This is a genomic window from Actinomyces oris (genome assembly GCF_006546825.1).
Lineage (GTDB): Bacteria > Actinomycetota > Actinomycetes > Actinomycetales > Actinomycetaceae > Actinomyces > Actinomyces oris.
In genome coordinates this window covers 681,571-695,332 of sequence record NZ_VICC01000006.1, presented here as the reverse complement: position 1 = coordinate 695,332, position 13,762 = coordinate 681,571, and the positions used below count along the sequence as shown (strand labels likewise).

The window sequence follows — 13,762 nt, the reverse complement described above, 5'->3', positions numbered from 1 at the left end:
CGTTTACTCTCCGATGGACTGACACGTAGTCCAGTGAGTTCGGAGGTTGTAGGCGTGCACTGCCCCTTCTGTCGTCATGACGGCTCGCGCGTTGTCGACTCCCGGACCGCTGAGGACGGCACCTCCATCCGTCGTCGCCGTGAGTGTCAGCAGTGCGGGCGCCGATTCACCACATTGGAGACCGCCAGCCTGTCGGTCCGCAAGCGCTCCGGCGTCGTCGAGCCCTTCCGCCGGGACAAGGTCGTGGTCGGAGTCAGGCGCGCCTGCCAGGGGCGCCCCGTGTCCGACGATCAGCTCGCGCTCCTGGCGCACCAGGTTGAGGAGGCCATCCGCGCCGGAGGCCAGGCGCTCGTCGACTCCCACGACGTCGGACTGGCGATCCTGGGCCCCCTGCGTGAGCTGGATCAGATCGCCTACCTGCGCTTCGCCTCGGTCTACTCCTCCTTCGACTCCCTGGAGGACTTCGAGAAGGCCATCGCCGAACTGCGCAGCGCCGAGGCGACCTGCTGACGTCACCGGCCGACGAGGGCCTGCGCGGTGTGAGGGTTCCGTCAGGGACGTACGCCCAAGCAGGACGTGGCAGACTTGAAGCCATGCGCGTCCTCATCGTCTCCGACTGCTATGCGCCCAGGCTGGGCGGCATCGAGACTCAGGTGCGGGATCTCGCCCGCAACCTGAAGCTGGCCGGCCACGAGCCCGCCGTCGTCACCGCCACGCCCGTCGGTGACGGTCGTGGCCGCAGCGTCGAAAGGGCTGACGGCTTCCCTGTCTACCGCACCACCGCGCATCTGCCCAGTGAGCTGCCCGTTCATCCTCGAGCCGGCCGCGAGCTCGACGACCTCCTGTCCCGCCTGCGCCCCGACGTCGTTCACGCCCACGTCGGCGTCGTCTCACCCTTCGCCTGGTCCGGCATCGCCGCCGCCCGACGAGCGCGGCTCCCGCTGGCCGTCACCTTCCACTGCGTCCTGGGACCCTGGGCGCGCGTGGCGGGAGCGCTGGGGCCCGTCAGTCCCGTGCGGCTGTGGCAGCGCGGCGGCGCCGACCTGACGGCCGTGTCCTCCATGCTCGCCGCCCAGGTCCGCCGCGCCGGCGCTGGCGACCCCGTCACCGTTCTACCCAATGGCATCACCGTCGAGGACTGGCACCTGGAGCGCCCCGGCCCCCAGGAACGACGGCCTCACCGGCCGGTCACGGTCGTGGCCTCTCTGCGATGGGTTGAGCGCAAGCGCCCCCTGCAGGTCGTGCGCGCCTTCGCTCAGGCGGTCAGGAGCACCCCCGGCACCGATGCGATCCTCAAGATCTACGGGGACGGCCCGCTGCGTGAGCGACTCACCCGGGAGGTTGCCGAGTCCGGCCTGGCCGACCGCATCGAGCTCGTGGGGCGCGTCGAGCGCACTGAGCTCGCCCAGGCCTTCACACGCGCAGACATCTACCTGCAGACCTCGCCCGCCGAGTCCTTCGGCATCTCCACCCTGGAGGCCCGCAGTGCGGGGCTGGCCGTCGTCGCTATGCGCTCCAGCGGGGTGCGCGACTTCATCGCCGACGGCGTCGATGGCCTTCTTGCCGACGATGACGCCGATCTGGGCCGCGAGCTCGCCAGCCTCCTGGGGGACGACGAGCTGCTCGAGCGCATCAAGACCCACAACTATGAGAACGTCCCCTTGCCCGAGTGGGGCACTGTGGTGCAGATGCACGTCGATGCCTACCGGCGTGCCATCGCCCTGGTCGGTGCCTGAGGGCCTGAGGGGCGGTGGGGTGCCGCAGTCACCGCGAGGGTGGGAATGAGGTGCGACCTCCGTCAGACGGTACTGGTGTCGGTGAGCACCTCGGAGAGCCGACGCGCCGCGGCCATGACCACGTGTCCGTGAACCCGGCCGGGCTGACGCCCCATCCGCTCGATGGGTCCTGAGATCGAGATCGCGGCCACGACCTTGCCTCCGGGACCGCGTACCGGCGCCGAGACGGAGGCGACCCCGGGCTCGCGCTCCCCAACTGACTGAGCCCACCCCCGACGTCGGACCGCTGAGAGCATGGTGGCGGTGAAGCGGGCTCCTACCAGGCCCCGGTGCAGGCGGTCGGGCTCCTCCCAGGCGAGAAGCACCTGGGCCGCCGAGCCGCCCTGCATGGACATGGTGGCGCCCACGGGAATGGAGTCACGCAGCCCGATCGGGCGCTCGGCATTGGCCACGCAGATGCGCACGTCCCCCTGGCGGCGGTAGAGCTGCGCCGACTCGTGGGTCTTGTCGCGCAGAGCCGCCAGCACCGGCCCGGCGGCGGACAGGAGATGGTCCTCTCCTGCGGCGCTGGCCAGCTCGGTGAGCCTGGGGCCCAGAATGAAGCGTCCCTGGGAGTCGCGGGTGACCAGGCGGTGGAACTCCAGGGCGACCGCGATGCGGTGAGCCGTGGGGCGGGCCAGGTGTGTGGTGGACACGAGCTGGGCCAGGGTCGCCGGCCCCGACTCCAGTGCGCTCATCACGAGGGCCGCCTTGTCGATGACGCCGACGCCGCTGCTGTCGTTCTCCGGGGAGTTCTCTGAGGGGCTGTCCATAATCTGATACTGGCATTTCAAGGTATGAGATTTCAAGTTAGGGTCCGCCAGGGAAGCGGCGCAGTGTCAGCATCCTTCAGGCCAAGGCTATGGCCTCGGATGCGGCGCGGCCCCGCCTCGTGCGGTCTGCGCGAGTCAGTGGCGTCGTCGGGCGCTGCTGAGTGCGGGCGGATCGGGAACACTGTTGCTGAGAGGATGAAGTCGATGGGAATGACTCTCGCCGAGAAGGTCTGGCGCGATCATGTGGTGTCCAAGGGTAGCGATGGCGCCCCCGACCTGCTGTACATCGACCTTCACCTGGTCCACGAGGTCACCAGCCCCCAGGCCTTCGAGGGGCTGCGACTGGCCGGGCGCCCGGTGCGTCGTCCCGACCTGACGATCGCCACCGAGGACCACAACACCCCCACTGTGGACATCGACCTGCCGATCGCCGACGTCACCAGCCGTGCTCAGATCGAGACCCTGCGCGCTAACTGCGCCGAGTTCGGGGTACGGCTGCACTCCCTGGGGGATGCCGACCAGGGGATCGTCCACGCCGTCGGTCCGCAGCTGGGCCTGACCCAGCCCGGCATGACCGTGGTCTGCGGTGACTCCCACACCTCCACTCACGGCGCCTTCGGGGCCCTCGCCTTCGGTATCGGTACCTCCCAGGTCGAGCACGTCCTGGCCACCCAGACCCTGCCCATCGCCCCCTTCAAGACGATGAGCGTCACCATTGACGGGGACCTGCCCTCGGGCAGCGGGGCCAAGGACATCATCCTGGCCATCATCGCCAAGATCGGCACCAACGGGGCCCAGGGGCACGTCATCGAGTACCGCGGGCGGGCCATCGAGCAGCTCTCGATGGAGGCCCGGATGACGATCTGCAACATGAGCATCGAGGGTGGGGCCCGGGCCGGCATGATCGCCCCGGATCAGACCACCTTCGACTACCTCAAGGGCCGTCCTCACGCCCCCGTCGGCGAGGACTGGGACGCCGCCGTGCAGTACTGGTCCAGCCTGCGCACCGATCCCGACGCCGTCTTCGACACCGAGGTGGTGCTGCAGGCCGAGGACATCGAGCCCTTCGTCACCTGGGGAACCAATCCCGGACAGGGTCTGCCGCTGTCCGCGCGGGTCCCCGACCCCGAGGACATCGCCGACGCCACCGAGCGGCTGGCCGCCGAACGGGCCCTGGAGTACATGGACCTCGTTCCGGGAACGCCTCTGCGCGACATCAAGGTCGACACCGTCTTCATCGGCTCGTGCACCAACGGCCGTATCGAGGACCTGCGGGCCGCCGCCGAGGTGGTGCGCGGGCGCAAGAAGGCCGAGGGGCTGCGCATGCTCGTGGTACCGGCCTCGGCCCGAGTGCGTCTGCAGGCCGAGGCCGAGGGCCTGGACCGGGTCTTCACGAGCTTCGGTGCCGAGTGGCGCAACGCCGGTTGCTCCATGTGCCTGGCCATGAACCCCGACAAGCTCTCCTCCGGGGAGCGTGCGGCCTCCACCTCCAACCGCAACTTCGAGGGGCGTCAAGGAAAGGGTGGACGAACCCACCTCGTCTCGCCTGTCGTCGCCGCGGCCACCGCCGTGCGCGGGGCGCTGTCGGCCCCGGGAGACCTGCCGCCGCGTCCTGAGGCCACGCAGGACTCGGGCGATATCCCGACGGTCCCGGCGATTGCGCCGGTCTCCGCCGCGCCTGAGGCAACCGTCCAGTAGGGGCCGGCGTGCAGGAGATGAAGGCATACAGGCGAGGACAGGCCCGGTAGGGCCGAGTAGAGGCAAGGAGCTCAACGACCGTGGACAAGTTCATCCGACACACCGGCATCGGCGCCCCGTTGCGGCGCAGCGCCGTCGACACCGACCAGATCATCCCGGCGGTGTATCTCAAGCGCATCACCCGCACGGGCTTCGACGACGCCCTGTTCGCCTCCTGGAGGGCCGGTGAGCCCGACTTCATCCTCAACCAGGAGGCCTACAAGCGGGCCTCGGTGCTCGTCGCCGGTCCTGACTTCGGTACGGGCTCCTCGCGGGAGCATGCCGTGTGGGCGCTCAAGGACTACGGCTTCAAGGTCGTCCTGGCGCCCCGCTTCGCCGACATCTTCCGCGGCAATGCAGGCAAGCAGGGGCTGGTGGCCGGCGTGGTCTCCCAGGAGGACTGCGAGCAGCTGTGGAAGATCCTCGAGACCGAGCCGGGCACCGAGGTGACGGTGGACCTGGAGAACCGCACGGTCGAGGCCGGTTCCTTCCGGTGTGCCTTCTCCATCGACGACTACGTGCGCTGGATTCTCATGGAGGGACTCGACGATATCTCCCTGACCCTCACCCAGGAAGACGCCATTCGAGCCTACGAGGAGGCCCGCCCGGCCTTCAAGCCGCGCACCCTGCCGGCCAAGCACCTGCCGGCCCAGGAGGTCGTCTCGGCGCGGGCCGCGGATATGCCCCGGCCCTGAGTGGGGCCGGGAGAGCCGGCAACGGGAGCACGGACAAGCTCGTCCTGCGAGTTTCATCGATATTGGCACGGAGTTGGGTGGGATTAATCGGCGCTTTCTGTGAGTCGAAGGCCACCTGATACGGTCCTGAAAAAGGTCCTGGGAGCCCCTTCGGTGCGCTTATGCTGGGACGGCCTCGCGCGCCTGCGCGGGGATGGGTGAGCGGCTCACGCGCGCGGCACGCCCAGATGACGTCATGGAGGTGTGCATGGTCGACGGTCTGCTCCAGGTCGAGGGTGGTCGCCCGCTGACTGGTGAGATCACCGTCCGCGGAGCCAAGAACCTGGTTCCCAAGGCGATGGTGGCGGCGCTGCTGGGGTCGACTCCCTCAGTGCTGCGCAACGTCCCGCTCATTCGTGACGTCGACGTGGTCTCGGGGCTGCTGAGCCTGCACGGCGTGAGCATCGACTACGACCAGCGCGAAGGCGTCCTCCAGCTGGACCCGTCCAAGGTCGAGTCGGCCCACATGGCCGACATTGACGCGCACGCCGGCTCCTCGCGCATCCCGATCCTCTTCTGCGGTCCGCTCCTGCACCGCCTGGGGGAGGCCTTCATCCCCGACCTGGGCGGGTGCCGCATCGGTGACCGCCCCATCGACTTCCACCTGGAGATCCTGCGCCAGTTCGGCGCCGCGGTCGACAAGCAGGCCCAGGGCATCCGGCTCACCGCGCCACACGGTCTCAAGGGAACCGTCATCGAGCTTCCCTACCCCTCGGTCGGAGCCACCGAGCAGACCCTGCTCACCGCTGTGCGCGCGCACGGACTGACCGAGCTGCGCAATGCCGCCGTCGAGCCCGAGATCATGGACCTGGTCGACGTCCTGCAGAAGATGGGCGCCATCATCTCGGTGGACACCGACCGCACCATCCACGTCGAGGGCGTCGACGAGCTGTGCGGCTACACCCACTCGGCCCTGCCGGACCGTATCGAGGCCGCCTCCTGGGCCTCGGCCGCCCTGGCCACTCGCGGGGACGTGTTCGTGCGTGGAGCCCACCAGAGCCACATGACCACCTTCCTCAACACCTTCCGCAAGGTGGGGGGCGCCTTCGACGTCACCGATGAGGGCATCCGCTTCTACCACCCCGGCGGTGACCTGAAGTCGATCGTGGTGGAGACCAACGTCCACCCCGGCTTCATGACCGACTGGCAGCAGCCCCTCGTCGTGGCGCTCACCCAGGCCCAGGGCCTGTCCATCGTCCACGAGACCGTCTACGAGAACCGCTTCGGCTTCACCGGTGCCCTGTGCAAGATGGGGGCCACCATCCAGGTCTACCGCGAGTGCCTGGGCGGTACCGAGTGCCGCTTCGGCCAGCGCAACTTCTACCACTCCGCGGTCATCTCCGGGCCCACGCCGCTGACCGGTGCCGACATCGTCGTGCCCGACCTGCGCGGCGGCTTCTCCCACCTCATCGCGGCCCTGACCGCCGAGGGCACCAGCCGGGTCGAGGGCGTCAACCTCATCGACCGCGGCTACGAGCACTTCATGTCCAAGCTGGAGTCCCTCAACGCCGCCGTCACCCGCCTGGCCTGAGGCAGGCCGGTCCCTGCCCGAGGATTCGCGAGGCCAGGGCAGTGCGGGCCGAGGGCCCGGCTCGGACGGCCGCGTTCAGAGCGCTGAAGCGGATAGAGTTCACCCGTGCCTGCAACACGTCCCATGACCCCGTTCTACCGCTTCGCCGCGCGCGGGGCGATCATCCCGTTCCTCAAGATGGTCTCCCGGCAGTCGGTGAGCGGCCTGGAGAACATCCCCCGCGAGGGCGGCTTCATCGCCGTGGCGAACCACCTGACCGACCTCGACTCGCTCACGGCCATGCGAGCCCTGGTCGATGCCGATGTCCCCGTCTACTCGCTGGCCAAGTCCACCCTGTTCAAGGTGCCGGTGCTCGGCTCCATCCTGCGGGCCGGCGGCCAGATCCCGGTCCAGCGGGGCACCCAGAACGCGGCCACGGCCCTCAAGGCCGCCAGTGAGGTCCTGGCCGACGGCGGCGCCATCATGATCTTCCCCGAGGGCACGCTCTCCCGCGACCCCCTCAAGTGGCCGATGGTGGCCAAGACCGGGGCGGCCCGGCTCGCCATGACCAGCGGCGCTCCCGTCCTGCCCATGGGGCAGTGGGGCGCTCACGAGATCCTGGACACTTACGGGCGTTCCTTCCACCCCTTCCCCCGCAAGGACGTGCGCGTCACCATCGGTGAGCTCATGGACCTGTCCCACTTCGGGCAGGACACCCAGGACCGCGAGGCCGTGCGCGCCTGCACCGCCGAGATCATGCGTGCCATCACCTCCCTGGTGGAGGAGCTCCGCGGGGAGAAGGCCCCCCGTCCCTTCGACATGCACTACGACGGCGACCCCGGTAAGGGGAAGATCGGCGTGCGCCGCCCCGACCCGTTGCCTGAGGCCGACACTCGGGAGGAGGGGCAGTGAACGGCGTCGAACCCGCATCGAGTGCGCCGCTGCGCCCGGCCGCGGCCGTCATCGGTTCAGGAGCCTGGGGCACCACCTTCGCCAGCCTCCTGGCCCAGGCCGGTACGCCCACGACGATCTGGGCCCGGCGCCGGGAGGTGGCCGAGGAGATCAATGCCGGCACCAACGAGCGCTACGTCCCCGGTCACCGTCTGCCGCAGGGCCTGAATGCGACCACCGACCTGGCCCAGGCCGTCACGGGGGCGAGCATTGTCGTCGTGGCCGTGCCCTCCCAGGAGGCCCGGAGGGTCCTGGAGCCCCTCAGGGGCGCCCTGGCCGACGACGCCGTGGCCGTCTCCCTCATGAAGGGCATCGAGCTGGGTACCGGGCTGCGCATGAGCGAGGTCCTGGCTGAGGCCCTGGGCATCGACTCCTCCCGCGTTGTGGTCGTCTCCGGCCCCAACCTCGCCGACGAGATCGCTGCGGGCCAGCCCACCGCCACCGTCGTGGCCGCCGACGACGAGCAGGTCGCCGCCCGGATCGCCTCACTGTGCGCCACCGGCACCTTCCGTCCCTACACCAACACCGACGTCCTGGGCGTCGAGCTGTGCGGGGCGGTCAAGAACGTCATCGCCCTGGCCGTCGGCGCGGCCGCGGGCCGGGGCCTGGGGGACAACTCCAAGGCCACGATCATCACCCGGGGCCTGGTGGAGATCACCCGGCTGGGCCTCAAGCTCGGGGCTCGCCCGGAGACCTTCTCCGGGCTGGCCGGCATGGGGGACCTGGTGGCCACCTGCTCCTCGCCCTTGAGCCGCAACCAGACCTTCGGCCGCCACCTCGGCGAGGGGATGAGCGTGGCCGAGGCCGCTGCGGCCTCCCGGGGCGTGGCCGAGGGCGCCAAGTCGGCCCGCGCCGTCCTGGACCTGGCCCGGGCCCACGGCGTGGACATGCCCATCACCGCCGGGGTCGTCACCGTCGTCGAGGGCGCCGCCAGCGTTGCGCAGGTCACTGACGCGCTGTTGGCTCGTCCCCGCAAGTCCGAGGGCGTGCACGCGGCACCGTCGCAGGCCTAGCCTCCCAGGGGTGTGGAGGCCTGCTTTATCCCGGGTTCGTTGTGCATTATCAGTATGTCGGGCGCAGCGCGGTAGCGTGGGACCTATGACAGCCCTCCAGGAAACCGGCCCCTCCGTGCCCAGTTCTGACAAGTCCACCGTGCGTGTTGCCGTCGTCTTCGGCGGACGCAGCGGTGAGCACACGATCTCCTGCGCCACCGCCGCCGGTGTCCTGTCAGCCATCGACCGCGACCGCTACGAGGTCCTTCCGGTGGGCATCACCCCCGAGGGCCAGTGGCTGCTCGTCGAGGATGATCCGGCCGCCCTCGAGCTCAGCGACAACCGCCCCCCGGTGACCATCACCGCCGAGGGCCTGGGACGCGGGAGACTCACCGCACCCCTGGGAGGCGGCGAGCTCACGGTGCTCGGCCCCACGGGGCCTGAGATCCTGGGGCGGGTCGATGTCGTCTTGCCGCTGCTGCACGGGCCCTACGGCGAGGACGGGACCATCCAGGGCATGCTGGAGATGATGGGCATTCCCTACGTCGGCTGCGGGGTGCTGGCCAGTGCCGCGGGCATGGACAAGCAGGTCACCAAGGTGCTCCTGGGGGCCGCGGGCATCGCCACGGCGCCGCACGTCGTCGTCGGCCCCCATGCCTGGAAGCGCGACCCCGAGGCGATCCTGGAGGCCTGCCGGTCCCTGACCTACCCCCTGTTCGTCAAGCCCGCCCGCGCCGGCTCCTCCCTGGGCATCAGCAAGGTCGACCGCCCCGAGGACCTGGCCGGGGCCATCGAGGCGGCCCGCGCGGTCGACCCCAAGGTCCTCGTGGAGAGCGGCATCGTGGGACGCGAGGTCGAGGTCGCCGTCCTTCAGGGCCGCGGCGACGACGCCCCCCGGGTGGCCGAGCCCGGCGAGATCGCCATGGACGCCTCCCAGGGCGCAGGCGAGTTCTACGACTACGAGACCAAGTACCTGGCCCACGACGCCGTGGCCATGGTGTGCCCGGCGCGCATCGGCCCCGAGGCGCGCGATCTCCTCATGGACACCGCCGCCCGGGCCTTCGAGGCGCTCGGCTGCGAGGGACTGGCCCGGGTCGACTTCTTCCTCACTGATGCTGGTGAGGCAGTGGTCAACGAGATCAACACGATGCCCGGATTCACCCCCTTCTCCATGTACCCCTACATGTGGCAGGTCTCCGGCCTGGGCTATACCGAGCTGGTCTCCGAGCTCATTGAGCTGGCCGTGGCCCGCTCCACCGATGTCAACCGCTGAGCCGGCCCCGGCCGGCGCAGAGGCAGCGGGGCAGGGCGCACGGGTCGGTGACCTCAGCGAGGAGGAGCTCCTCGCCGTCATCACCCCCCTCCTGCCCCGGGGGCCGCAGACCCCCGTCGGCACGGGGGACGACTGCGCGGTCCTGTCCTTCCCAGACTCGCGCACGGCCGTGAGCACCGACGTCCTGGTCGAGGGGCGTCACTTCCGCACCGACTGGTCCACGGGCCGCGACGTCGGGGCCAGGGCCGCGGCCCAGAACCTGGCCGACGCCGCCGCCATGGGGGCCAGGCCCGTCGCGCTGGTCGTCGGCCTGGTCTTGCCTGCGTCCACCCCGGTCGGCTGGGTACGGGACTTCGCCCGGGGACTGGCCCAGGGCTGTGAGCCCTGCGGGGCGGGCGTCGTGGGCGGTGACCTCAGTTCCGGTGACTCGCTGATCGTGTCCGTCACGGTCCTGGGCGACCTCGAGGGCAGAGCCCCGGTTCTGCGAAGCGGAGCCCGGCACGGCGACGCCGTGGTGCACGTCGGAACCCTGGGGCGTAGCGCGGCGGGGCTCGCCCTGCTCAGTGCGGGCTCTGACTGCGCATCAGGTTCGGGAGCCGTTGTTCCTTCAGGTCAGGAGTACCCGCAGGCTTGGGCCTGCATCGAGGCCTTCCGTGCCCCCGCCCCGCCCCTGGCTGCGGGCCGCGACCTGGCACGGGCCGGCGCCACCTCCATGCTGGACGTCTCCGACGGGCTGCTGCGGGATGCCGGTCGGATCGCCCGTGCCAGCGGCGTCGTCATCGACCTCGACGATCCTGGCGACCTGCCGGACGCGTCCTTCCTCGAGCCGGTGGCTGCGCTCGTGAGCGGCTGTGACGGATCGGCCGCTCACGCCCTGGCTCGCAGCTGGCTGCTCACCGGGGGAGAGGACCACGGACTGCTTGCCACCGTCCCGGCGCACGCTCTTGATCGGCTGCCCGCCGGCGCTCGGGTGATCGGCCGGGTCCTGAGTCCGCAGTCCTCACCGGCCCGGGTACTGGGGCACCGACCGGGTGTCCTGCTGGCAGGAGAACCCGCGCGGGAGCACACCGGCTGGGACCACTTCTCTCACGCCTGACGGGCCGTCACCCGTTGAGGGACATGGGGTGCGACAAAGGCCGCCGACTGCTTGCGCAGCGGCGGCCTCGTGCTCGAAGGACTCGAGATGATGCGCTCAGATGTTGCGCGTCACCTTCCCGGCCTTGAGGCAGGACGTGCACACGTTGAGGCGCTTGGGGGCGCCGTTGACGAGAGCACGCACACGCTGGATGTTGGGGTTCCACCGGCGGTTGGTCCGCACGTGGGAGTGCGAGACGCTCTTGCCGAAGATGGGGCCCTTGCCGCAAACGTCGCACACAGCAGCCACGGTCTCACTCCTGATCTTCAATGCTTCAACGCTCAGGCTGATGCCTGGCGCCAGGTCTTACCGCCCAGGCGCGGGGCGCCGGGCAACCCGAACACAATAGCGGACCCGTGTGCGGCGCCCCAAGCCGCCTTGGCGTGCGTTCGGGCACATGCTGCTCTGTATGGAACCCGAGGAGTAAGGGTAGAGTGAGTCGATAGTGTGTTGTATCTCACTGATCAAAGAACGTGTGTCTCAGGTGGGTGTGGTGGTAGCGGCCTGACCAGCGTGCCGGTGGCCTGAGTGCCCTTTCGGCTCTGCGTCGCTGAGAGCACGGTCCTTGTCCGTGCGCCTCGCTCCGGTGGGAGGAATGTGCCTGGGACGGTACTCTAAAACCACATATCAAACCGAAGGCTCGGCCCAGCCATGAACCAGGCTCGCTGAACGCCTGCACATATGCAGATCATGCAATGGAACAGAAGGTGTTCACAGCGTGACACACATGGTGTGCTGGTCGTAGCCGGGACCCAGGGGAGGCGAAGATGGCGCAGTCTCAAGGACATCGCCCCGTTACCCCTGTCTCAGGGGCCCATGTGCTGCAGGGGGCCGCAGTGCGGCGTTGGATCGCGCTGGCGGAGATCGTTGCCGATCAGACCCGGGATCTGGTCGATGTCCTCAATGTCTTCCCCGTGCCGGACGCGGATACCGGAACCAACGTCCTGCTCACCCTGCGCTCGGCCTCCGACGCCCTCCATCGCCTGGGCCGGGCCGCTGATGCCGCCCAGGTGGCCCGGGCCGCAGCTGACGGCGCCGTCCGGGGAGCCCGCGGGAACTCGGGTCTTCTGGTCTCCCAGGCCCTGGCCGCCTTCGCAGATGTCTGCGCCGAGGCCCCCGACCCCACCGGCCTGCGTCCCGTCGAGCTTGTCCACGTCTACGAGGCCATGGCGGACACCACCTGGGCCGCGGTCTCCCGTCCGGTCTCGGGGACCCTGCTGTCGGTCGCCCGGGACGCGGCCACGGCGGCCCGCTCCGCCCTGGAGGAGGCGACGGCGAGCTCGCCCGCCACCCTGAGCCTCATCGCCGCCGCCGCCGCCTTCGGCGCCCAGGAGTCCGTTGTGGAGACCTCCGGCCTCGGACACGGCCCGGTGGATGCCGGGGGAGCGGCCTTCATGCTGCTGCTGACCTGTCTGTCGGACACCATCGACGCGATGCAGGACGCCGGCCGCGGGGCGACTGAGGCCCCAGAGCTGCGCCAGGGCCACGAGGACGCCGACGAGCACGCCCCCTACACCGCCGTCGCCCGCCAGATGCTCACCGACCTGGCCGCCGGCGGGGTTCCGCACAGCGTCGGTCCCGAGCCCTTGGGCATGTCCACCGGCGAGTTCGAGGTGATGTATCTGCTGGAGGCGACTGCAGTCCAGGCCGGTCAGCTGCGTCGGGATCTGGAGCGCATCGGCGACTCGGTGGGCGTCGTCGGCACCCCGGACGCCCTGGGGGTGGGCCTCTACCAGGTCCACGTCCACACTGACACTCCGCGTGCCGCTCTGCCGCACGCGGGCCGTGCCCGGCAGATCTGCATCCACCACCTCCACCCCACAGCCCTGGTGAGCCCCACGGACGAGCCGCCCTCTCCGTGGGAGGCGTTCGACTCGGACCCCACGGGGCACGTGGTCTCCTTCGAGCGCCTGGCCGCGCGCCGGGCCGAGCGCAAGGCGCAGTCGGTGCGCATGCATCCCTCCCAGGCGGCCGCTCCCCGTCCCGCACCGGCGCAGGCCCCGCATCTGGCCGTGCGCTCACGGCAGTCCGGTGTCGGTGTCATCGCCTGTACCCGGGCTCCCGGGCTCATCGAGCAGCTCGCCCGCTCCGACGCCGCCGTCGTCCTCAACCCGGACCGGGAGGGGATCGCCCGTGCCGCAGCGGACCTGGGGTCCTCCCAGGTCATCGTGCTGCCCTGTGACGCCGCCTGCACCGAGGCGGCCCACGATGCCGCCCGCTTCCTGGCGGCCCGCTCCGCCGTCTCCACCGTCCGCCCTCCGGTGGGTACCACCCGCAAGACGGGCGCCGCTCGAGAGACCGCCCGCGCCGGGGTGTCCTCGGAGCGTTATGAGGCCGAGGGCATTCAGCTCCTCGTATGCGACACCGACGACGAGGCCCGGGTCCTGGCCGCCGCGGTGGCCCTTGCCGGCAGGGGCGAGGAGGCAGAGCTGGCCGAGCTGGCCCGCCGCGCCTGGAGCGCCGCCGCGGGGTTGCGCACCATCGCCCTCAACGGGGCCCAGGCCGACGGTGAGGCCGTGGCTCGCGCCGTGGCCTCGGCGCTGCGGCCCTCCGATGAGCTGCTCACCGTCATCACCGGCCGCAATGCCGGCCGCGACGTCGGTGCCCTGGCCGCCAGCGCGGCGGTGGGGGCCCGGGGGCACGTGGTCGGCGAGGACGTGGAGGTCGCTGTCCATGCCGGCGGCCAGGAGCACCCCGACGTCCTCATCGCCATCGAGTAGCCCTCTCTGCGTGCTGCCATGCCTCGAGGCGCCCGCATATGCAAGCGCCTCGGGTCATGAAGGGCTCCCAGGCTTCTTCGTCATAGGGTGGGGCCGTGTCCGGCTCGTCTGATCGCTCACCCTGCACGCCCCGTCCTGGCAGCGTCGGCCTGCTCGAGCGTC

General features: G+C 70.3%; 12 protein-coding genes. 10 read left to right on the top strand and 2 right to left on the bottom strand.

Features of this window, described 5'->3' with window-relative positions:
* Window positions 1-54 precede the first annotated feature (54 nt).
* Window positions 55-510: a transcriptional regulator NrdR gene (nrdR, locus tag FK267_RS10405; RefSeq protein ID WP_020991593.1), complete on the top strand. Its 456-nt coding sequence runs from the start codon at window positions 55-57 to the stop codon at window positions 508-510.
* 83 nt (window positions 511-593) lie between these two features.
* Window positions 594-1,736 carry a glycosyltransferase gene (locus FK267_RS10400; protein ID WP_141407120.1) on the top strand — a complete coding sequence of 381 codons (1,143 nt, stop codon included), beginning with the start codon at window positions 594-596 and terminating at the stop codon, window positions 1,734-1,736.
* A 62-nt stretch (window positions 1,737-1,798) separates the two neighbouring features.
* Here FK267_RS10400 and FK267_RS10395 read toward each other — a convergent pair whose 3' ends face one another.
* Window positions 1,799-2,548, bottom strand: a complete 750-nt coding sequence (locus FK267_RS10395; RefSeq protein WP_004565203.1) for an IclR family transcriptional regulator — start codon at window positions 2,546-2,548, stop codon at window positions 1,799-1,801.
* 204 nt (window positions 2,549-2,752) lie between these two features.
* On the opposite strand from FK267_RS10395, the gene leuC reads away from it, so the two are divergent.
* The 7 genes from leuC to FK267_RS10360 all read left to right on the top strand — a co-directional run bounded on the left by leuC (window position 2,753) and on the right by FK267_RS10360 (window position 10,841).
* Entirely contained in the window at window positions 2,753-4,246 is a 1,494-nt protein-coding gene (gene leuC, locus FK267_RS10390; RefSeq protein WP_075378230.1) for a 3-isopropylmalate dehydratase large subunit, read from the top strand.
* Window positions 4,247-4,326: 80 nt separating this feature from the next.
* Window positions 4,327-4,980 carry a 3-isopropylmalate dehydratase small subunit gene (gene leuD / locus FK267_RS10385; protein WP_004565201.1) on the top strand — a complete coding sequence of 218 codons (654 nt, stop codon included), beginning with the start codon at window positions 4,327-4,329 and terminating at the stop codon, window positions 4,978-4,980.
* 247 nt (window positions 4,981-5,227) lie between these two features.
* Window positions 5,228-6,550: a UDP-N-acetylglucosamine 1-carboxyvinyltransferase gene (murA, locus tag FK267_RS10380; protein WP_141407119.1), complete on the top strand. Its 1,323-nt coding sequence runs from the start codon at window positions 5,228-5,230 to the stop codon at window positions 6,548-6,550.
* 123 nt (window positions 6,551-6,673) lie between these two features.
* Window positions 6,674-7,441, top strand: a complete 768-nt coding sequence (locus tag FK267_RS10375) for a lysophospholipid acyltransferase family protein (RefSeq protein WP_141407203.1) — start codon at window positions 6,674-6,676, stop codon at window positions 7,439-7,441.
* On the top strand, window positions 7,438-8,493 hold the full coding sequence (locus FK267_RS10370) for an NAD(P)H-dependent glycerol-3-phosphate dehydrogenase (RefSeq protein WP_070512470.1): 1,056 nt from the start codon (window positions 7,438-7,440) through the stop codon (window positions 8,491-8,493). The genes FK267_RS10375 and FK267_RS10370 overlap by 4 nt, the downstream gene beginning before the upstream one ends.
* A gap of 85 nt (window positions 8,494-8,578) precedes the next feature.
* Window positions 8,579-9,745 (top strand): D-alanine--D-alanine ligase family protein, encoded by a 1,167-nt coding sequence (locus FK267_RS10365; protein WP_020991592.1) that lies wholly within the window; start codon window positions 8,579-8,581, stop codon window positions 9,743-9,745.
* On the top strand, window positions 9,732-10,841 hold the full coding sequence (locus FK267_RS10360; RefSeq protein ID WP_141407118.1) for a thiamine-phosphate kinase: 1,110 nt from the start codon (window positions 9,732-9,734) through the stop codon (window positions 10,839-10,841). Before FK267_RS10365 ends, FK267_RS10360 begins: the two co-directional genes overlap by 14 nt.
* A 96-nt stretch (window positions 10,842-10,937) precedes the next feature.
* Here FK267_RS10360 and rpmB read toward each other — a convergent pair whose 3' ends face one another.
* Window positions 10,938-11,129 (bottom strand): 50S ribosomal protein L28, encoded by a 192-nt coding sequence (gene rpmB, locus FK267_RS10355; protein WP_003785965.1) that lies wholly within the window; start codon window positions 11,127-11,129, stop codon window positions 10,938-10,940.
* A 518-nt stretch (window positions 11,130-11,647) separates the two neighbouring features.
* On the opposite strand from rpmB, the gene FK267_RS10350 reads away from it, so the two are divergent.
* Entirely contained in the window at window positions 11,648-13,600 is a 1,953-nt protein-coding gene (locus FK267_RS10350) for a DAK2 domain-containing protein (protein ID WP_141407117.1), read from the top strand.
* Window positions 13,601-13,762: the final 162 nt, after the last annotated feature.

Excerpts from the sequence above, each read along its gene's own strand:
- FK267_RS10400 (WP_141407120.1), top strand. The coding sequence starts at position 594 with ATGCGCGTCCTCATCGTCTCCGACTGCTATGCGCCCAGGCTGGGCGGC.
- FK267_RS10395 (WP_004565203.1), bottom strand. The coding sequence starts at position 2,548 with ATGGACAGCCCCTCAGAGAACTCCCCGGAGAACGACAGCAGCGGCGTC.
- leuC (WP_075378230.1), top strand. The coding sequence starts at position 2,753 with ATGGGAATGACTCTCGCCGAGAAGGTCTGGCGCGATCATGTGGTGTCC.
- murA (WP_141407119.1), top strand. The coding sequence starts at position 5,228 with ATGGTCGACGGTCTGCTCCAGGTCGAGGGTGGTCGCCCGCTGACTGGT.
- FK267_RS10375 (WP_141407203.1), top strand. The coding sequence starts at position 6,674 with ATGACCCCGTTCTACCGCTTCGCCGCGCGCGGGGCGATCATCCCGTTC.
- FK267_RS10365 (WP_020991592.1), top strand. The coding sequence starts at position 8,579 with ATGACAGCCCTCCAGGAAACCGGCCCCTCCGTGCCCAGTTCTGACAAG.
- FK267_RS10360 (WP_141407118.1), top strand. The coding sequence starts at position 9,732 with ATGTCAACCGCTGAGCCGGCCCCGGCCGGCGCAGAGGCAGCGGGGCAG.
- FK267_RS10350 (WP_141407117.1), top strand. The coding sequence starts at position 11,648 with ATGGCGCAGTCTCAAGGACATCGCCCCGTTACCCCTGTCTCAGGGGCC.